14 protein-coding genes, 2 tRNA genes and 1 other RNA gene are annotated in these 19657 nt (G+C 59.9%); 9 read left to right on the forward strand and 8 right to left on the reverse strand.

Translation table 11 applies throughout. From position 1 onward, the window contains the following. Window positions 1–149: 149 nt before the first annotated feature. On the reverse strand, window positions 150–947 hold the full coding sequence (locus tag AUJ55_07570) for a hypothetical protein (GenBank protein OIO56870.1): 798 nt from the start codon (window positions 945–947) through the stop codon (window positions 150–152). On the opposite strand from AUJ55_07570, the gene AUJ55_07575 reads away from it, so the two are divergent. Together AUJ55_07575 and AUJ55_07580 are read left to right on the forward strand one after the other, a co-directional pair. Next, window positions 946–1944 carry a hypothetical protein gene (locus tag AUJ55_07575; GenBank protein OIO56871.1) on the forward strand — a complete coding sequence of 333 codons (999 nt, stop codon included), beginning with the start codon at window positions 946–948 and terminating at the stop codon, window positions 1942–1944. The two genes, AUJ55_07570 and AUJ55_07575, sit on opposite strands and share 2 nt — an antisense overlap. After that, on the forward strand, window positions 1941–2810 hold the full coding sequence (locus AUJ55_07580) for a hypothetical protein (protein OIO56872.1): 870 nt from the start codon (window positions 1941–1943) through the stop codon (window positions 2808–2810). Before AUJ55_07575 ends, AUJ55_07580 begins: the two co-directional genes overlap by 4 nt. Here AUJ55_07580 and AUJ55_07585 read toward each other — a convergent pair. Together AUJ55_07585 and AUJ55_07590 are read right to left on the reverse strand one after the other, a co-directional pair. Then, window positions 2711–4096, reverse strand: coding sequence for a hypothetical protein (locus AUJ55_07585; GenBank protein OIO56873.1), 1386 nt, complete (start codon window positions 4094–4096; stop codon window positions 2711–2713). The genes AUJ55_07580 and AUJ55_07585 overlap by 100 nt on opposite strands. 16 nt (window positions 4097–4112) lie before the next feature. Then, window positions 4113–4754 carry a hypothetical protein gene (locus AUJ55_07590; protein ID OIO56874.1) on the reverse strand — a complete coding sequence of 214 codons (642 nt, stop codon included), beginning with the start codon at window positions 4752–4754 and terminating at the stop codon, window positions 4113–4115. Window positions 4755–5323: 569 nt separating this feature from the next. Here AUJ55_07590 and AUJ55_07595 point away from each other — a divergent pair. The 7 genes from AUJ55_07595 (at window position 5324) to ffs (ending at window position 11967) form a co-directional block, all read left to right on the forward strand. Further along, complete coding sequence (locus AUJ55_07595; protein OIO56875.1) at window positions 5324–6448, forward strand: hypothetical protein; 1125 nt, start codon at window positions 5324–5326, stop codon at window positions 6446–6448. Window positions 6449–6575: 127 nt separating this feature from the next. Then, window positions 6576–10037 (forward strand): DNA polymerase III subunit alpha, encoded by a 3462-nt coding sequence (locus AUJ55_07600; protein ID OIO56876.1) that lies wholly within the window; start codon window positions 6576–6578, stop codon window positions 10035–10037. A 75-nt stretch (window positions 10038–10112) separates the two neighbouring features. Next, window positions 10113–11069, forward strand: a complete 957-nt coding sequence (locus AUJ55_07605) for an acetyl-CoA carboxylase carboxyltransferase subunit alpha (protein OIO56877.1) — start codon at window positions 10113–10115, stop codon at window positions 11067–11069. A 1-nt stretch (window position 11070) separates the two neighbouring features. After that, window positions 11071–11559 (forward strand): hypothetical protein, encoded by a 489-nt coding sequence (locus AUJ55_07610; GenBank protein OIO56878.1) that lies wholly within the window; start codon window positions 11071–11073, stop codon window positions 11557–11559. Between the two features lie 23 nt (window positions 11560–11582). Beyond that, window positions 11583–11676, forward strand: a tRNA-Ser gene (locus tag AUJ55_07615). Between the two features lie 52 nt (window positions 11677–11728). Then, a tRNA-Ser gene (locus tag AUJ55_07620) sits at window positions 11729–11819 on the forward strand. Window positions 11820–11869: 50 nt separating this feature from the next. Then, window positions 11870–11967: signal recognition particle sRNA small type (gene ffs / locus AUJ55_07625), an RNA gene on the forward strand. A 73-nt stretch (window positions 11968–12040) separates the two neighbouring features. Here the strand turns inward: ffs and AUJ55_07630 are convergent. The 5 genes from AUJ55_07630 to AUJ55_07650 form a co-directional block, all read right to left on the reverse strand. Continuing rightward, window positions 12041–13408 carry a sodium:proton antiporter gene (locus AUJ55_07630; protein OIO56912.1) on the reverse strand — a complete coding sequence of 456 codons (1368 nt, stop codon included), beginning with the start codon at window positions 13406–13408 and terminating at the stop codon, window positions 12041–12043. Window positions 13409–13478: 70 nt separating this feature from the next. Next, the gene (locus tag AUJ55_07635) at window positions 13479–14285 is read right to left on the reverse strand and encodes a hypothetical protein (protein OIO56879.1); all 807 of its coding nucleotides are present in this window, start codon (window positions 14283–14285) and stop codon (window positions 13479–13481) included. 109 nt (window positions 14286–14394) lie between these two features. After that, window positions 14395–15609, reverse strand: coding sequence for a hypothetical protein (locus AUJ55_07640; GenBank protein OIO56880.1), 1215 nt, complete (start codon window positions 15607–15609; stop codon window positions 14395–14397). A 118-nt stretch (window positions 15610–15727) separates the two neighbouring features. Beyond that, window positions 15728–17119, reverse strand: coding sequence for a hypothetical protein (locus AUJ55_07645; GenBank protein OIO56881.1), 1392 nt, complete (start codon window positions 17117–17119; stop codon window positions 15728–15730). A 277-nt stretch (window positions 17120–17396) separates the two neighbouring features. Beyond that, window positions 17397–19649, reverse strand: coding sequence for a hypothetical protein (locus tag AUJ55_07650; protein ID OIO56882.1), 2253 nt, complete (start codon window positions 19647–19649; stop codon window positions 17397–17399). Between the last annotated feature and the right edge of the window lie 8 nt (window positions 19650–19657).

The following is a 19657-nucleotide window of genomic DNA, read 5'->3' on the forward strand; positions in this document are numbered from 1 at the left end:
CGAGGATCGTAGCCGCATGCAGGAGTCGGAAATGGCCCAGACGGATCAAGGAAAAGGACTCTCAGTCTTCAGGTGGAAGGGTTGGACCACGGAGGGTAGGAGGTCAGGAACACCACGAAAAGCCCCGGGCAACCCCCGGGGTTTTTCGCTTATGGGGGTATCGCGTTCCACCAGGGGGAGCGAATCAGCCGTTTGGATCCGCTCTGCAATGCCAAGGCGATGGGTGAGCAATGTTGCTCGGCCTGGTCGGCGTCGATCAACCGAGGGGGGGAGAGCCCCAGTCGGCGGGCGGCTTGGGCAACGGCGTAACGTCTGAGGTAGGGGGCGCCATCGCTGAAATGAACCACGCTGCCTGCCGGGGCCAGATCCAACAGCCGTACCCCCAACCGCGCCGCGTCGCGAACCTCGATACGATTGAACCAGCGGGCGGGCCGCCAATCGATTAGGACCTCGATTTTTCCCGCCAGCAGTCGCTCTTCAAGATTTCGCCCCGGTCCCACAATCCCCGACATCCTCCAGATTTGCCCCCCCCACGCCAAGGCCAGCGCCTCGGCGGCAAGGCGTCGTCGTGCCATGGGGTGTTGCGGTTGGGTGGGGGTCGATTCGTCGATCCAACGCCCGCCGTGATCCCCCAGAACCCCGGTGCTGCTGACGTAGCTGATGCGAGTCACGTCATGACGCGCGGCGATTTGCAAAATCCTCAAGAGTCTGGGGTCGGGCTCCAAATCGACTGGGGGGGCAATGGTGTAGACCAGGGCGTCGATGTCGCGCCATGCCGGATGGTCGATTCCGATTTCCTCGGCCATCATCGACCACCAGCCGGACCACATTTCAGGTTGATCGGGTTTTTGATGTCGTGCGATGCCAAAAACCCGGTGCCCCTGCTCGACCAGTTCTCGGGCCAGGAATCCCCCAAAGTAACCCGCGCCGACGATGAGTACATTCATGATGTGTTCCATTCAAAATAGCCGTTCGCGCCACCCAGTCGTCAAGGTGATGCTGGCTGGGTTGTGCTGTTTGTGGGCGCTGGGGGCCAGCGCTGCGGAGCGGCTCTGGCTGGTGGCCGATGAGGGTCATGATACCTTGGGTGGATTGCAATGGGATGGCTCTCCCCGAGACGACAGTCGCCGGGCGGGGGGGCGGTCGGACGACCATGGCATCGAAAAAAGCTTCCAATTGCAGTATGGCCGCATGACCTATTCGGAGCGGTTGCCTGTTGGTATTTGGCACCCCTCCCGGGCGTTGACCAGTCGTGCTGATCTCGACTGGGGGGGGAGCCGGATCGATCTGTCCGGTTTTTGGGGGCCGACCCGGTTCCGCTGGACCTTCGGTGCGCAATATCAAAAGTCGCAGCAGGGGCTTGAACAGTGGTGGGACGGCGATTTGCTGTATCAAAAGAACCAGCTTGAGTTCCAGGCGGTACAACTGGAGGGGGGATTCGGCTGGCCTTGGGACTACCAACGTCTTTCGGGGCAATTCATGGCCGAGGTTGTGGGACGACAGGAGGATCAAAGTCGGAGTTTTGCAGCCGGGCAATCCGCTTTTTCGGTAGAGCGGATTCGATCGGCATGGGTCGGTTTCAAGGGGGATGTGCGTCTGCCCCTGACCGAGGGTATTGCCCTAACCGCCGGGGGCAACTGGGATTACTCCCCTTGGAACCAGATGACCAACACCATTTTTCTCTCCTCGCCCGACGCAACGTTCCAGGGCGCCGAAGGGACCCGTTGGCAGGCTTGGGCGGGGTTTCTGGCTACGGGGCGGTTTGCGTTGGGACCGTTCCATTTGGCACTGGTGGTGGGCATGAGCCAAACCCGTTTGAACGGCGAGACCTCGGGGCGAACGGTGGCCGATTCGACGGGAAACCTGGTGACCGCCTATTGGCCCGAAAACCAACACCGCGAATACGGCGTCGGCATGACCCTGACCTGGAGTCCCGGGCGATGAGATGGAGCTGGGTGTTGCCCTTCTTGATGTCGGTGGCGCTGCCGGTTGGGGCCGACGGGGGGGGCATAGCCCCAATGGAGGCGGTCGAAACCCATCGGGTGGTCGAGGTGCTGGATGGCGATACGGTGGTGCTGGATAACCGAGTGCACGTTCGGGTGCTGGGAATCAACACCCCCGAAATCGCCCACCGCGACCAAGAGGCGATGCCCTTTGGTGATGAGGCGGCCGAGCTGACCCGGCGCTGGGTTTTGGGAAAACAGGTCGGTTTGGCTTTCGATCATGAGCGACACGACCGATATGGGCGACTGTTGGCCCACGTGATTCTGCCCGATGGTGAAAGCCTGGGGCGGCGATTGGTGGCGAGCGGAGTCGCTTGGGTGTACATCATTCCCCCCAATACCGCAGATACCGAGGTGTTGCTGCACCTTGAAGACCAAGCCCGCAGTCTGGGACGAGGATTATGGCGCCTACCCGACTATCGGCCCTTGCCGTTTCAGCGGGCCGAACGGGGAATGGGGGCATTCCGGCTGGTGACCGGGGTGGTACGGGAGGTGGTGCCGGGCCGTGGAGGGGTGCTACTCAAATTCGGGGAGCGCTTCACGGTGTTTATCGCCAAGAGCGATCTCTGGCGTTGGCAAGAACGAGGGATCGACCTGGAGCGCCAATACCTTGGTCGCAGGGTGATGGTGCGCGGACGCATCAAGGATTACGGCGGTCCCTCCATTCGCATCGACGATCCCTTGCAGATTCAGCGCTTGGACCGCGATCAATCGGGGGCGGTCTCGCCCCACAGTTGGGGGTTGAGCCCCCATTGCTTGCCCATGCCAATGGCCACCTCGCTCCAGATTTCGCTCAGCGAAGGGTGATTCACCGCGCTTTGGGCTAGAAAGCGCAGCGCCTGACCGGGGGGGAGGGTGCTCAGCATCTGAATCAACTCCCCCGCTTGCTCCCCCACCACCTGTCCCGCCAGAACCTCCCCACTGTCCATGTCGGCCACCAGTCGGGCAAATCCATGGGCCTGACCCTGTGCCAGGGCCTGGGGCAATACATCGAAAGCCACGAATCCCACCGCCGGCTCAAAACCGGCATCCTCCAGCGCTTCGTCTTCGGGGCCGAAAAAGGCCCCCTCGGTCGCCGAATAGATGGCGGTGGGGATTTGGTTGCGCCATCCCTTGGTGGGGGTGGCGGCGCCGGTGATGGCGTCGACGACCGTAAGTGCCTCGCGCATGGCTCGATTGGCGGTCATGGGGCCGGGGGTGCAATCGCCAATGGCCCAAACCCCCGGTGCGGCGGTTTGGCAGCGTTCGTTCACAGAGATGGGACCATGGGCTTCCAGATCGAGATGTTCTAGACCGAGGTCGGAGGTGTTGGGGGTGCGGCCGGTAGCGACCAAAACGGCATCGAAACACTCGCCCCCGATGCGGACCGCATCATTGTCGATCTCAGGGGTGGGGATGGGGGCGATCCGGGGTGCGATGCCCCTACGGGCCAGAGCCTGCAAAACCGGGGTGCGCACCACTTCGGGGATATGCTTAAGCGGGGTGGAACGGCACAGCCAGGTCACCCCAATTCCGAGCAAAGGCAGGATGTAAGCGAGCTCCACCGCGACGATGCCGCCGCCGATCAACGCCCAATGGCCCCGGTGGGGGGGCAGGGTGTCGAATAGGTCGTTGGTAGTCAGGATTCGCGGGTTATCGGAGGGCCAGCCCTGCGGCAGGTGGGGGTGGGAGCCGGTAGCGATCAAGATGTGGGTAGCGTTGATACGACGATCATCCACCACCACGGCACCGGGAGCGGCGATCCGCCCCCGCCCTTCGATCCGCTCCACCCCTAAACGATCAAGGAAGCTCAGGTAGGAGTCGCGCACCCGTTCAACGATGTGGCGCTGATGCTGCCAGGCAACCACGAAATCGACGGTGAGTTTGCCTTGAATACCCCGCTGGGCGGCGTCGGTCAGGTCGACGCTCCGGGCGGTTTCATGCCACGCCCGCTTGGGCACGCACCCCCGGTTCAAACAACACCCCCCCCATATCCCCTCTTCGATTACGGCGACGCGAAGTCCCCGTTGCGCCGCCAGGACGGCGGCGCGGTATCCCCCCGGCCCGGAGCCGAGAATGACCAGATCAAAAAGGGGAGGGGGGGGAAGGCTCACGGGCGATCCCAAGCTCTTACGCTTCGGGCCACCCCGCCAGGAATGCGCCAAGGTGGGGTTGCGTCTGGCTTTGGGCGGCAAGGTGGCTCCGCACGCTTTGCAGGGCAATGTGGTACTCGGAGCGTTCCAGTTCGCCACGCAAATGGAGCAAACGCAGCATGGCAATATAGGTGGCCAGGGCCTCGACCTCGGCCCGCTGGCGCAATTGCACAACCGAGTCTTTGCCGGAGGGGATGGGGAGGGCGATTCCCAAGCGATGGGCCATCGCGTCGAGCGATTCGGGAGAGGCGCGGAAGGGCAGTCCGTCGCGAACCGAGAGGTGACGGTGATCGGAGGCGGGGGAAAGGAAGTCTTCACGGTCCGACTCGCTACCCAAGAGCATCGGCAGCGACATCTCTAAATCGAAGGCCCGTTCCAACAGCAGCGGGAGGTCTTCCCGTTTGCCGTCCCACGAGGCCAAACGAGGTCGAAAGCGCCCCATGAAGGTGAAAAACGCAGCCAAGGTTTCGCTGGCATGGGACTCCTTACGTCCCAAACAACCTACCCGCTCCAGTTGATAACGGGTTTCGTCCCCGTCCCGCGAGACATTGACGAAGACGGCGCCCAGCGCCAAATGCTCGTTTTGCTCAAGAACGCGGACGGTTAATAAGGGGTACATGTGGGGGTTCTCCCTAGCAGGGTGTTGAAAAAATCAAAGCGTCAACGCGGGGTTTCTACGTCAGATCGTGTCAAGAGGCGATAAATCCTGGGTAATTGTAACCGTCGTCACCAGATATGTAAGTGGCACGCTTTCTGCGAAAAGGGGACCAAGCTAACTGGGACCAAATCCACCCGATATTGTGAACGGCATGGCCCCCCAGATGAATGACGGGTAGAGGGGGCGGTAACGAGATGGTTTCCTCGAACCAAATACACCACGAGTGAGAGATGAAGGAGACAACCATGAACAAGTATTTCAAACACGCTCCGATGGCGGTCGTTTTGTTGGCAGCAGGGGTTACGGTGAGTGCGTGCGGTAACAGTGCAGGCTCGACCGGTACCACGAATTCCTCAAATTACGTCACGATGACGGGGACCCTGAACGCGACTGCGGCCCGTGCCGCTGGCGCCGTGACCACCCCGACCACGACAGGCGCTGCCAATCCCGCTTCTGGAGCGACCACTGTTGTCGCCACCACGGCGGTCGGCAGCGGAACCAGCGCTGCCGTTGTGAGTGGCGGTGCAGCGGTGACCAACGGTCAATTCTCGGTTCAGGTGGTGGGTGGACAAACCTACACCTTAGGCTTCTACGATCCCTATGGGAATCTGGTGGGTCAGATTGGCGGTACTGCCGGCGCCGCCGCAGTAGCGGCTCCCGCAACGACCACCACCCTGCCCCTGGGGACCTTAAACCCGGTTGCGACCACGACCCCTGGATTGGCAACCACCGGTGGCGCTACCGGACAAGTGGCGCTTTTGACCCCGACCGGTACCACTCTGACCCCGCTTCCCACCGCATTGGGCGATTACAACAACGATGGCGTCTGCGACGAGCTTGAGGCTGATCGCGACGGCAACGGTCGTCCCGATAAGTCTGAAGATCGTAATGGCGACAACATTCCCGATGCGCGCGCCGACAGCAACAACAATGGCCGCCCCGACGCCTTCGATGACCAAGATGGCAATGGTCGGGCCGACATCGACGACTTCGACACGGGATCGGGCAGCAGCAGTGGATCCCACGACGAAGAGAACGAGAACGAGGGCAATGAGGCCAACGAGGGCCATCATCATGAGGGCTCCTATGGCGGGACCCACAGTGAGATCGAGGGTTGGGAATACGGATCGGTTGGCACCACCGGTGTGACCGTGACCCAAACCTGGGGCGGCACCCTGTCCAACGTGGCTGTCACCCAGGCAGGTGGAACCACCGGCGTAGCCGGTCCGACCCCCCCAGTGGTGACCAATCTGGCTGGAGCCCCCACCATCCCGGCAACCAATAGCGCGGCTGCAGCGAGCACCTTCACCATCGCTGCTGTGCTCAATGGGGCAACCCCCGTCGGCACTTTGACGGCGGTGCCCTCCGCTCCTGCTGCTGGGAGTGCAATTCCGGTGACTCAAACCGCAGCCGAGGCCATGTTGAAGACCGCCGTGTCGGTCGCAAACAACAACGCTTTGGCGACCATGACGGCGAATACCGCAACGGTCACCTACAGCCTGACCCCGATTGCCACCGGCATTGCGGTGGTCAACCCCGGGACTGCAGCCACCCTGGCAACCGGCGATGTCCTGACGGTGACCATCAGTGGCTCGGTGACGGTGAATGCGGTGGCCAATTCGCAAAGCCTGGTTCTGACCTACACCATGCTGTAAGCGACGACTGAGCAGTCTCAAAACCCCGCCCGGAAACAGGCGGGGTTTTTTTGTGCCTCGCGTTTCCTGACTTCCCGGTCGGGGTGTCCTAGAATTCGGCATCGAATCCGACACCCCGCGAGCCTCCATGCCCCAGACCCCGTTTGCCCATCTTCATCTGCATTCCGAATACAGCCTGCTGTCGGCGACCCCACGCATTCCTGCGCTGGTGAAGGCGGCAGTGGAGCGAACGATTCCGGCGCTGGCGATGACCGACCGGCTCGGTTTGTTCGGCATGGTCAACTTCTACAAAGAGGCGGTAAAAAAGGGGGTCAAGCCGATTTTGGGTGGGGAGCTACTGCTGGTGGGACCCGGTATTCCCGATCCCGCCCCCATCGTCATTTTGGCGGCGGGGATGAAGGGGTACCGCCATCTGCTTGATCTGATCTCTCGCTGTTACATCGAACCTGCCTCCTCGACTCCGACCATGCATGTGGAATGGTTGCGAGGCATGGAGGAGGTCATCGTGTTGACCGGGGGGGCGCGTGGTCCGGTCGACCGCTGGCTGGAGTTGGGCGAGCAAGAGAGGGCAACCGAGGTGCTGCGTCGTCTGGCGGCGGTGGTAACCCCCGGCAATCTGTACGTCGAGCTGGTGCGCGATGGCCGCCGTTTCGAGGGACAACGGGTTCAGGGTTTGGTGGCCCTGGCCCAGGAGCTCGAATTGCCCCTGGTGGCCACCAACAACGTCTATTTCATCAGCCCCGAGGACTACGAGAGCCAGCAAATCCTCGAATGCATCCGCGATAAACAGGCGCTTGATTATGAGCAACGGCGCAGCGAGGTCACCGCCGAGCAGTGGCTCAAACCGATGGCGGATATGGTCGCATTGTTCGACGACCTGCCCGAGGCTATTGCCAACGCCGGCCGGATCGCCCGACGCTGCACCGTCACCATCGAAATGGGCAAGTACCACCTGCCTGACTTCCCAACTCAGGGGGGGGTCTCCATCGATGAGGAGCTGCGTCGCCAAGCCTTTGAGGGGCTGGATGAGCGCTGGCCTCTGGTCTTGCAACTGCGCAGGCCGGTCGATCCGATCATCCTTCGTGCTGAATACGAAGCCCGGCTCGAATTCGAGCTAGGGACCATCATTCAGATGGGATTCCCAGGCTACTTCCTGATCGTGGCCGACTTTATCAAGGAGGCCAAACGGCGCGATATTCCGGTCGGTCCAGGCCGTGGCTCCGGCGCCGGATCGCTGGTTGCCTATTGCATCAGCATCACCGACATCGATCCTCTTCCCTACGGTTTGCTGTTCGAACGCTTTCTCAATCCCGAGCGCATCTCGATGCCCGACTTCGACATCGACTTTTGCGTCGACGGGCGCGACGCGGTGATCGAGTACGTGGCCGAGAAGTACGGTCACGCCAACGTTGGACAAATCGCCGCCATCGGCACCATGTTGGCCCGTGGGGTGGTTAAGGATGTGGGGCGGGTGCTGGGGATGGGATTTGGCGAGCTCGACCGAATCAGCAAGATGATCCCCTTCGAAATCGGCATGACCCTTGAAAAAGCGCTCGAAAGCGAAGAGGAGTTACGTCACCAACGTCAAGCCGACGAACGGGTTGACCGGCTGATTACCCTGGCTCTGCGGGTCGAAGGGTTGTCGCGCAACATCTCCAAACACGCCGCCGGGGTGGTCATCGCCAGCCATCCCCTCCACCACTTCGCCCCTTTGATGAAACTCGAAGGGGAGGAGGGGACCCTCATCCAGCTCGATATGAAACAAGCCGAGGCGGTGGGGTTGGTGAAGTTTGACTTTCTCGGGCTGCGCAACCTGACGGTGATCCATCAGGCGGTGAAGCTAGAAAATCGGTTGCGTTGCGAACAAAACCTGGCCCCCCTCGACATGGCGACCCTGCCGCTGGATGACCCCGAGACCTACCGGCTTTTGCAAGAGGGGCGGACCACCGGGGTGTTTCAGCTTGAGTCGGGGGGGATGAAAAACCTTCTCACCAAACTCAAACCCGACTGCTTCGAAGACATCATTGCCCTGGTCGCCCTCTACCGCCCCGGCCCGCTCAATTCGGGCATGGTCGATCAGTTCGTCAACCGCAAGCACGGCTTGGAATCGGTTGTCTATCCGGTTGCTAGCCTAGAATCGATCCTGAAAGAGACCTACGGGGTGATGGTCTACCAGGAGCAGGTGATGCAGGTAGCCCAGATCGTCGCCGGTTACTCACTGGGGGAGGCCGATCTGCTGCGTCGGGCGATGGGAAAAAAAATCAAAGAGGAGATGGCCCAGCAGCGCGATCTGTTCACCTCACGGGCGGTGGAACGGGGGCTCGATGAGGGGACGGCGGGGGGCCTGTTCGACCTGATGGAGAAATTCGCCGAATACGGCTTCAACAAGTCCCATTCGGCCGCTTACGCCCTGGTCGCTTACCAAACCGCCTACCTCAAGGCCCACCATCCGGTCGCCTTCATGGTGGCCCAGATGAATGCCGACATCGATAAAACCGACAAGATCGCCAAGCACATCGAGGAATGCCGGGCGATGCGCATCAATGTGCTTCCCCCCGAAGTGAACCTGTCTCAGGCCCGCTTTACCCGAGAAGGGGAATCGGTCCGTTTTGGGCTCGGAGGGATCAAAGGGCTTGGGGTCGAGATGATGGAGGCGGTAGTGCGCCATCGTCCCGAGCAGGGTTTCAATACCATTTTCGGATTGTGCAAGGCGACTTCAACCGAGGGAATGAACCGCAAGGTCTTGGAATCGTTGATTCTCTCGGGGGCACTGGACAATCTGCACCCAACCCGGGCCGGAATGATGGCCGGGATCGATGCGGCGCTTGAGGAGGGTAACCGGCACGGGCGCGACAGCCGCTTGGGGCAAGGGGGACTCTTCGGCGGCACGGTCGAGGCGGTGCAAACCAAGGTGCCGGTGATGGTTGAGTACCCCTACGACGAGCTATTGCTGCGCGAGGGGGCCGCCATCGGCGCCTTTCTTTCGGGGCATCCGCTGGATCCCTACACCAAGGAATTGCCCCAGTGGGGGGGAAAACCCATCGAGGAGTTGCCCGCCTTGGGCGATTCCAATGAAAGTGTAGCGATCATCGGCATTCCGGTGGGACGCCAAGAAAAACGAACCCGCGAAGGGGAGCGGATGGGGTTGCTCCAGCTGATCGATCAGACCGGTTCAATCGAGGTGACGATTTACCCCAAGGTTTATCAGAACTTCAAAGGGCCGTTGGAGAAGTGGGGACTCAAACCGATGCGGATAATCGGTCGTTACCGCGATGGCCGGGGGTCGTTCAACGCCGACCACGTCGAGGCGATTGCCGACATTCGCTCCGGAGTCTTCCGGGCGCTGGTTCTTTCTTGGGATGGGGAGGGTGCAATTGCCTGGCGCCGGGTGGAACAAACCTTGGAGGAAAGTCCAGGTATTTTGCCTGTAGTGCTTGAGGTGGAGCTCGATGGGGTGGGGCGGGGGCGGTGGCGTTTACCCCGTTTTCTGGTTCGGCCCGACGACGAGTTGGTGTACGCTCTTGCCCAGCATGGGCTGAAGATTGCGTGGGATTCGGAGGGAGCCCCGACATGGGGTCGGCTGCACTAAACCGGTCTGAAATTAAACCGGGTTTTTTGGGAAAGAAGGCCATGTTGGCCTCGAACCGATACAGGTAGGACTTTGATGCGTAACGTCCTTGAATTCGAAAAACCGATTGCCGAATTGGAGTCCAAGATCGAGGAACTCCGCCGGGTGGGGGATGCCTCCAAGGTCAATTTGAGTGAGGAGATCCTCAAGCTCACCCGCAAGAAGGAGGAGCTGACCGAGGAGATCTTCCGCAACCTGACACCGTGGCAGATCAGCCAGTTGGCGCGCCATGCCGACCGCCCCTACACCCTGGACTACATTGAGCGGATCTTCGACGGCTTCACCGAATTACACGGCGACCGGGCCTTTTCCGACGATGCCGCCATCGTGGGGGGGCTTGCCCGTCTCGACGGCAAGGCGGTGATGGTGATCGGCCACCAAAAGGGGCGGGACACCAAAGAGAAAATCAAACGCAATTTCGGCATGCCGATGCCCGAAGGGTACCGCAAAGCGCAACGGTTGATGCGACTGGCCGATAAATTCGGCATCCCCATCGTTACCTTCGTCGATACCCCCGGCGCCTATCCCGGTATCAGCGCCGAGGAACGTGGGCAGAGCGAGGCGATTGCCGCCTCCCTCAAGCTCATGGCGGGGTTGACCACCCCCATGATTACAGTGGTGATCGGTGAGGGGGGCAGCGGCGGCGCGCTGGCCATCGCGATGGGCGACCGGGTGCTGATGTTGCAAAACGCCACCTACAGCGTGATTTCCCCCGAGGGGTGCGCCTCGATCTTGTACAAGGATGGCAGCCGAGCCCCTGAAGCGGCTCAAGCGCTCAAGATGACCGCCGAGGATTTGCTCAAACTCAAAGTCATCGACGGTGTGATCCCCGAGCCCGCAGGGGGGGCCCACCGCGACCCCGACACCATGGCCTCAACCCTGAAGGGGACGCTGCTACGCGAACTCAAGGGGCTTGCCCGTTTTGCGGGTCAGGAGCTTTCCGAACGCCGGATGGCCCGCTTCGAGGCGATGGGGGTGTTCGAGGAGCGCTGAGGTGCCCGAGGACTGGCCCCAAGACCGGGAGCGGCGCTGGGTTGAAACCCTGCTGTGGAACGAGGCGTTACGGGCGTTCGATCTGGGCGAGGTCCCCATCGCCGCCGCCGTCACCCGCCATGGCGACCTTCTGGGGCTTGCCTCCAACGCCACCCGCACACGCAATGATCCTACCACCCACGCCGAAATCCAGGCCATTCGTCAGGCTTGTCGGCGCCTTGAAAATCATCGTCTCAGTGGGGCAACCCTGTGGATTACGGTCGAGCCCTGTCTGATGTGTGTAGGGGCTGCAGTTGAGTCGCGGATTGACGCGATTGTCTACGGGGTCCGCGAACCCAAGTTCGGGGCCCTGTCCCGGTGGCAACTTCATCCCGAGTTGGCTGCAGGTAAACTTGAAATCACAGCAGGGATCGTGGAAGATCCCGCCCGCCAATTGATGAGGCGCTTTTTTCAAGCGCGACGGCCTATTCAGGGTCCATCGGAAGGCTGAAGTATTTCCGGGAAACCGGATGCGGAGAGGTACCGAAGTGGCCATAACGGCACCGACTCGAAATCGGTCGGGGGGCCGAAAGCTCCCACGCGGGTTCGAATCCCGCCCTCTCCGCCACCTTCGAACCACAACATGCAGTTTCCCGGGCAGAAGCGCCGGGATTGGGTCGGGAGAGATGACCGAGCGGCCGAAGGTGCAGCACTGGAAATGCTGTGTACTCTAACCGGGTACCGAGGGTTCGAATCCCTCTCTCTCCGCCATCTCATGTTTCTCGGGCGCCGAACGCGGAGCGCCCCATATGGACGGCAAGGACTGGTCCCCACGCGGCAAGGCCCGTAAACCCCGCCAGGTCCGGAAGGAAGCAACGGTAGCGGATCTCCTTGGGCGCCGTGGTTCAGGCTGGTCTGAGCCGTCCACCCACAATAAAAAACCCCGATGCGGCGTGCTCGCATCGGGGTTTTTTATTGTCACCACGGGATTGTCAGCCGTTGATTAAGAAATGCGCCCCAACGCTGGCTGCATATCCCAGAGCTATAGCGGGGGACCATTTCAGGTGATTGAAGAAGGTGTAGGCCCCCCGCGACTGTCCCATCAGGGCGACACCGGCCGCTGAACCAATGGAAAGCAGCGACCCCCCCACCCCGGCAGTCATGGTCACCAACATCCACTGAAATGTGTCCATGTCGGGATTCATGCTCAGAATGGCGAACATCACCGGGATGTTGTCAACGATGGAGGAGAGCAATCCGGCCAGGATATTGGCGGTACTGGGGCCAAGTTGGTCATACATCAGGTGGGAGGTCAGCTCCAAATAGCCGATGTACCCCAGTCCGCCGACGCAAAAAACCACTCCAAAGAAGAAAAACAGCGTGTCCCACTCGGCGCGTTCGATTTTGTTGAAGATGTTGAACGAGGCGCCATCGATGTGGGTTTCCCCGGTTTTCTTCAGGTAGTAACTGAAGAAAAGCAGGAACGACAATCCCGTCATCATCCCCATGAAGGGGGGTAGATGTAGGAACTGTTTAAACCCGACAGCCGTGGCAATGGTGATCAGGAACAGGGTGCAAATACGCTTGGCGCCGCGCCGCATGGGGACCAGAGCGGTACTGTCGTTGCTGGTGGGGACGGCATCGGGGATGGCGAAATGCATAAGCACGGCCGGAACCAAGAAATTGACTACGGCGGGGACGAACAACATAAAAAAGGTGAAGAAATCGGCTTTACCTGCCTGCCAAACCATCAACGTGGTGATGTCGCCAAAAGGGCTGAAAGCACCGCCTGCATTGGCGGCGACAACGATGTTGATGAAGCTCAGGCTGACAAAACGGGGGTTGTCGCCTCCGACGGCCAGAACCACAGCCCCCATCAGCAGGGCGGTGGTGAGGTTGTCGGCGATGGGGGAGAGAAAAAAGGCGATGATGCTGGTGATCCAGAATAGCTTGCGGTAGCTGTATCCCTGGCGAATCAACCAGGAACGTAGCGCCTCGAAGACATTGCGCTCGGTCATCGCATTGATGTAGGTCATCGCGACCAGTAGGAAGAGAAACAGCTCTGCGTATTCCACCAGGTTGTAATCGAGGGCGGCATGCAAATCCTCGATGGGACGACCGTACTCCTGGGAAAGGAGGGCGACGATGACCCAGATGGCCCCTGCGGCAAGGATCACCGGTTTGGATTTGCGTAGGTGGGTGAACTCTTCGGCCACTACCACCAGGTAGGCGGCGATGAAGAGGGTCAAAGCAAGCCCGGCCCAGAAGGTGTCAGTCAACCCGAGGTTGGCCTGATTTTGGGATGCGAGCAGCGTTTCTGGGAAAAACGAAAAGACCATGACACACATGATCGAACGCAGAAGAGGGGAGTTCACCAGAAGACCTTTAAAAAACTAAAAAAAGGAAGAAAGGAGTCTGTGAGTTGGAGGGTCATCGTCCCAAGAGGACTTGGGTAACCACCTTGACGCCGAAATATGCAACCGCTAGGAAAATGTAAGCGGTCAGGAGCCAGCCCGCTGCTTTGCGCCCTCGCCATCCCGACCGCCAACGACCAAGAATCAGCCCCGAGAGGGTTAGGAAGGTCAACAAAGCGAAAACCGCTTTGTGGTTGAATATCAGCAAGAGCCCCTGACTTTGGTAGGCGAAGGCCATGCCAGACAGGATGCTGCCCAAAGAGAGAAACCATGAAACGGTGACCGCATGAAACAGTAGCTCTTCAAGGACCGTCAGCGGGGGAAGGGCGATTGGAAGTCCGGAGAATGTCTTTTGATGCAGCGCCCGATCCTGGAGGCCGTACAAAATGGCGGTACCTGCAGCAACGGTCAGGGCACCGTAGCCGACGAGGGAAAGCAGCAAATGTGCTATCAGGACAGGATCGCTGATGCTTTCGATCACGGGGTGGATGGGGCTAAGCCAAGGCACCAGAAGCAGTGCACAAAACAGGGCGGGGGTAATCAAGACCCCCACGGGGTACAGGCTACGGAATCCGATCCCCGACAAGTAGATCCCGGCAAGCAACCAAGAGAATAGATTGATCGACTCGGGTAGATTGAGGTTGAGGGCCGGGCCGGGCGAAATGATGGTGCCCCACAGCCAGATCGAATGCAGGATGAAGCCGACCAACATGACTGTGGTCATGGGACGGGCAGGGGGCATTTGCCCGCGATACCCGGACAGGGCAAAGCTCAGGGCGACATAGCCGTAGCATAAAAATGTCAGCAGGACGATCCAGATCACGTCCGGGACTCCGGGGGCGAGGATGAAAAGTACATTAGGGGGGAAGCTTAACCCTGGAGGCCCAATGTCAAAAGCCTCTCCCTGGTGGGGGAGAGGCTTTTGAGATGGGTCAACGATAGGTCGGGTTGACCTGGAGGTGGGCCGGCGGGTGAGTCGTTTGCTGGATTACCGTCGGCGGCGGCACATAGGTGCTGGGCTGCGGAGGCGGCGGTGCCGTCGTGGGTTTCGGTGGCGGCGTCACCAGGACAACCGGAGGTGGGGGGGGGGCGTTGTTACCGCTTTCCCCCGAGCCAGGAGGTGGCGGGGCAGCCCGAGGCCCTTGGATCAAGACAGTCCCACCGCTGTCGACCCCCGCGTTGGGCGGAGGGGGCAGTTCGTTGAGCTGGGGCGGAGGATTTTGATCGCTCCCGCTGGGAGGATTGGCACCCGGACCACCGTTATCTGGGCCAGGACCACCGTTATCTGGGCTAGGACCTCCATTGTCGGGACCGGACCCGCCGCCGTTGCCGTCCTCCCCGTTGCGCTCCCCGTTGCCCATCTCCTCCCCAAGCTTTTGTTGGATAAATGAGGGGGTAAAGTTGGTGGGTGGAGTAGGGGGAAGTTGATGGCCGATCTGAGTAAATTGGCGGGCGCCAATGGTCACACTGCCAAGGATGTTGGGGTTACGGTTGCGAATAATCATCCGCCCATGATCTAGACCAATGTAGGTCCGCACCTGGGGGGCGCCACCACCACCAAGATCGGCGATTTGGAAGGGGGCATCGGTAAGCACTGAAGCATATTCGTTGCTGGCCAAACGAATGAGTTCGGCATCGTGAAGCCGTGCCGATTCGGCATCCTCCTCGATGATGATGAATCCGTCGGTTCCCCGCACGCCGGCCACGGCGGTGGGCGTTTCGAACTCATAGGAGGCATCGCCGATCAATTTGGCCACTGCAAATCGGGCTTTGCCCCATAGCATTGAAATGGTACTACGCTGAACCCGACGTTGGGCGTCGAGCAGGTAGTTCTTAACCGACAACTGGGAACGTTGCGCGACCCGGATGACCGATCCGTCCTTCATGTCGAGCTTGAGGCGGGAGCGAATTCCGGTCTTAAAGCGATCACCCTCCCGGACATCGTCTCCTTTTTGCACCGAAACCCAATCGTCGTTCTGCCCATGGGCAACCCATACCCCCCCCATGCTGTAGGAGACGGTTCCGACAATGGAGGATTTCCCTGAAGGGGCGGCATATGCAGAGGAGGCGATCCCCAACAGGAGCAACACAGCCAGGGTCGACCACCAGCGGTGCATGTGGGAATAGGGCGATTGTGCGGTCAACATGATGCGCCTCCGTCATCCTCCGAAACCCTTGCTCCCGGGGATGGGAGAACAGGTTCGGGCGCCATGATTGTAAAGGGCACACCATTACAGAAACGGCCATTTTCGGGTGTGAAGGTCATCACCATAGTCCATTCCAGGTCAGGAGATAGCGCTGCGACTTGTAAGCACGCAAATCGATATTGGATTGATGGAAAGATCCCTCGTAGCGCACCCCCAGGGTTTGAGCTGTACTCAAGGACCAATCGATGCTGACCACGGCCTCCTCGACGGTATCCCGACGCTTGATACCGTAGCTGGGATCGTTCTTGAGGTAGGGGATGTATTGCAGGTCGAACAATGCCGTCCATTGAATCGGTCCAGTACTGCGGTTGTAATTAATGCCAGCAGAAACGTATCCATGCTGCTCATAATCGGCAGAGGTGTGGTAGTAACGAAGGCCTAGGTTGTAGCCCAACAGCGCCCTTCCCGCCCCAGTGGTCCAGGCCATTTCGCTTCCGATCCGCGTGGCATCCAGGGTATTGGCTGTTGTGTACATCTCTTGAAAGGCATTGAGGTTCCAGCGATGGCCGGTACCGTCCTCGCCGCGTAACTCTTTGCCGATCTGAATGCCTGCAGTATCGAGAAAATGGGCGCTAGCTAAATTGGTTCGAGTGTAAACGATGTCGGTCGTCCACATTTCCTGGGAATCGAGCAGTTTGTTGCTCCAGACCAGGGCGTGGGTCTGCATATTGTAGCCGGTCACCTTTTGGTACTGGGTGGCAGCAAAGTTGTAACTGAGTTGGGTTTGCCAGATGGAGAACAGATTGAAGGACGCAGTGCGCATGCCGATACCGGCGTCCAAGCCCCAATCGGGCTGTTTGGCCTGAGCCAAAGCGGAGTTGCTCGATTCAAGAGTAGGGTTGTCTTGGTAAAAAGGGGCGATTGACACCACAAAGGTAGCGACCTGATCTGCTTCTTTTAAGGCCAAATCGTAGCTGGCGACCTCCTCCTCCTTGGCGCCACGGCTGCGCCACTCAGCCAGACGAGCCCGAGCCTTGTCGAGATCACGCAGCTTGATCAAAACAGGAATCAGTTGCCGCACGGCTGAGTCGTACATCGCCCCCGTTTCGTGGTCGGCCAACCCTTCGAGATGGGTGGCAGCCTCCTCGTAGCGGTTTTCGAGAACCAGACCCAGGGCCAGTCGAAAGCGAACCTCACCGTTTTCGGGGAAAGAGGCCAGAAATTGCTGCAGGACCATGTTGGCTTGGGGGATCTGCCCCGTGGCTTGCAAGGCGGTAGCGTACCAAAAAGCGGCCATCTCATTGTTGGGCATTTGCTCATGTGCAAATGCCAGATGAGGTATGGCCAAATCGAATTGCCTTTTCTGAGCCTGGATAACCCCTAAATACAGATGGGCTTTGGCGGTGGTTGCGTCCCGGTCCAAAATGGACTGAAACAGGCTGGACGCCTCGTCGTACTCGAAAAATTGGTAGGCATCGATGGCCAGCTCCATGTCGCGGTCTAGCAACATTTGATCGGCCGGTTCTGCCGCAGCTAAGGCAGGACATCCAACCATGGCGGCGCACAATAGCGCCCAGCGTGACCAGCGAAACGACCGCTGTTTTGGCATTCGATGCATGAAATCCCCCTCCAAACCCCGTAGAAGACCCAGTATTTGAGTCTTGCCCCCCAGTTATGGGGGGGCACCTAAATTTCGTCAACCCTGATGTGATGCAAGTAACGGGTTGTCCCCTCGTGGTTTCTTTGGGCATCTGCGTCGATACCCCAAAACTGACAGGATCTGGAACCTATTTTTGAGTCAGATTATGCACCCCATCCCAATCGGGGGGGGGCGGATGATTTTGAAACTGGCGTAGCCGCTCCAGCATGATGCGAGAGGGTGGGTCGTCGCCGGTGATCGACAGCGCTTTGCGGAAGGCATCAAGGGCGTCGTTCCACCGCTGTTTGCGGTAGGCACTTAGGCCTCGGCTGTAGAGGTCGAGCGCCTGCATGGTTTCCGGCGGGAGCACCTCGCCTTTTTCGGCAACAACCTCGAAGAGGATGACCGGTTCGTTTTTGCCAACCACCCGAACCGAGTCAAGCTCCCGAACGATGAACTGTCCTTTGATCTCTTGAAAGGTGTAGTGACTGATGAGCAGGCGAGTTCCGTAGGCCTTGTTCACACCCTCCAGACGGGAGGCGAGGTTTACGTTGTCTCCCATCATGGTGTAGTCCATGCGGTGCTGCGAGCCCATATTGCCCACCACCATGGTGCCGGTGTTGATCCCCATGCGGGTATAGGTCGGAGGTAACCCCCGCTCGCGCCAAGTTGGTTCTTGTTCACGTAAATATCGCTGCATTTTCAGTGCTGCTCGGCAGCAGCGGACCGCATGGTCCTGCATCGGCAACGGGGCGCCAAAGAAGGCGATGATGGCGTCCCCCTCGAATTTATCGACCGTCCCTCCCTCCTCTAGAATGATGTTGGTCATCCCGGTCAGGTATTCGTTGAGGAAGGCGACCAGCTCCTTGGGGCTCATCGTCTCCGAGAATGTTGAAAAACTCTGAATATCTGAGAAAAAGGCGGTCATCACCCGCTCCTCGCCGCCGAGCTCAAGTAGACCGGGGCGGGCGACGATCTCTTTGATGACGGAGGGGGAGAGGTACCGCTCGAACGTGGAGCGGATGAACCGTTTTTCTTGGGAATCGAGGATGTAGCGGAAGAGGATCAAACTGGCCCCGAGGAAGACCACCAGGAACAGCGGATAGACCTCTTTGAACCACCAGCCGTGGCTGTTGAACAGCCATTGCCCGCCACTCAGCAGCACCCCAACCAACAGCACTGTGACCGCCCCTTGCGCCATGGGGGGTATGCGGGCGAAGAGCACGGTCAACCCTAACCCAAGGGCAAGAAGCAACACCCATTCCCCATTTTCCACCATGTCGGGCCGCTGGAAGAAATCCTTGCCGAGAATGTTGTCGATGACGTTGGCGTGGACCTCCACCCCTGGAAATACCGGATCCAGGGGGGTGCTGCGCATATCGTAGACTGCGTCGGCGGTGATCCCGATCAGGACAATTTTGTTTTGAAAGGTGTCGGCGGGCAGATCACCTGCGAGGACGTCGCGGGCAGAGATGTGGCGAAAGGTTTTGCCCTTGCCGCGGTAGTTGATCAGCAACCTTCCGAGGGGATCGACTGGCAAAACCGTGGGGCCCAGTCGTACCGAGCGTACCCCGGCTTTATCGACGCTGACCTCAAGCGAGGGCCAGTCGAGGTACTCCCGCACCGTTTGCAGCGCCAGATTGGGGAAACACTGCTGCCGGTAGCGGATGACCAGGGGCACCTCGCGTACCTTGCCGTCGACGTTGTCGGGGAAGAAGTTGAAATATCCGGCCGAGGAGGCGGACTCGGAGAGGACCGGGATGTTGGCCTCGACCGCATATCCTTTGTAGCCAAGCAGCTCTTCGGGGTTGCCCTTAAGGCGTGCTACCGAATAGGCCGAATCGACAATGAGATCGAGTTGTTTCTTCAGCGTCGCTTCATCGAAGTCGGGGGCCTGCTTTTCTAAGGCATAGAAGAAATAGCCGAGCACCACCCCGTCGCCCAGGACTTTGTCGGCCAAGACACTGGCAAAACGCTCATCGGGGTCGAGTTCTGAGGCGAAGGGTGAGAGCAAGCGGTCGACTTGGGCCAGGGTCTCCGGGGGCAGGGTTTTGGGACCGTCCCGGTTGAGGATGTCGAGGGGATTGGCCTCATCTTCAGAGAAGGTGATATCGAAGCCAACCGCCCTGGCACCGTTGTGTTTGATGGCGGTCAGCAGCGCCGCCATGGTGTTGCGTGACCAGGGCCAGCGTCCCAGCTCTTCGACCGATTGGTTGTCGACCGCCACGATGACCACCCGGTCGTCGGCGGGGAGCTGCCCACGCAATTCAAAGCGTTTGTCGAGCAATTGGCGTTCGAGATCTTCCAGGTTGGCCGGTTCGACGGCCCACAACACAAGGGTCGTGAGGGTGATGAGCCCCCCCAGTAACCATCCACCCCAAGATTTAAAGCCGGCGCCCATGGACAGTC

Source organism: Proteobacteria bacterium CG1_02_64_396 (assembly GCA_001872725.1).
In the GTDB taxonomy this organism is placed as follows: Bacteria; Pseudomonadota; MNWR01; order CG1-02-64-396; family CG1-02-64-396; genus CG1-02-64-396.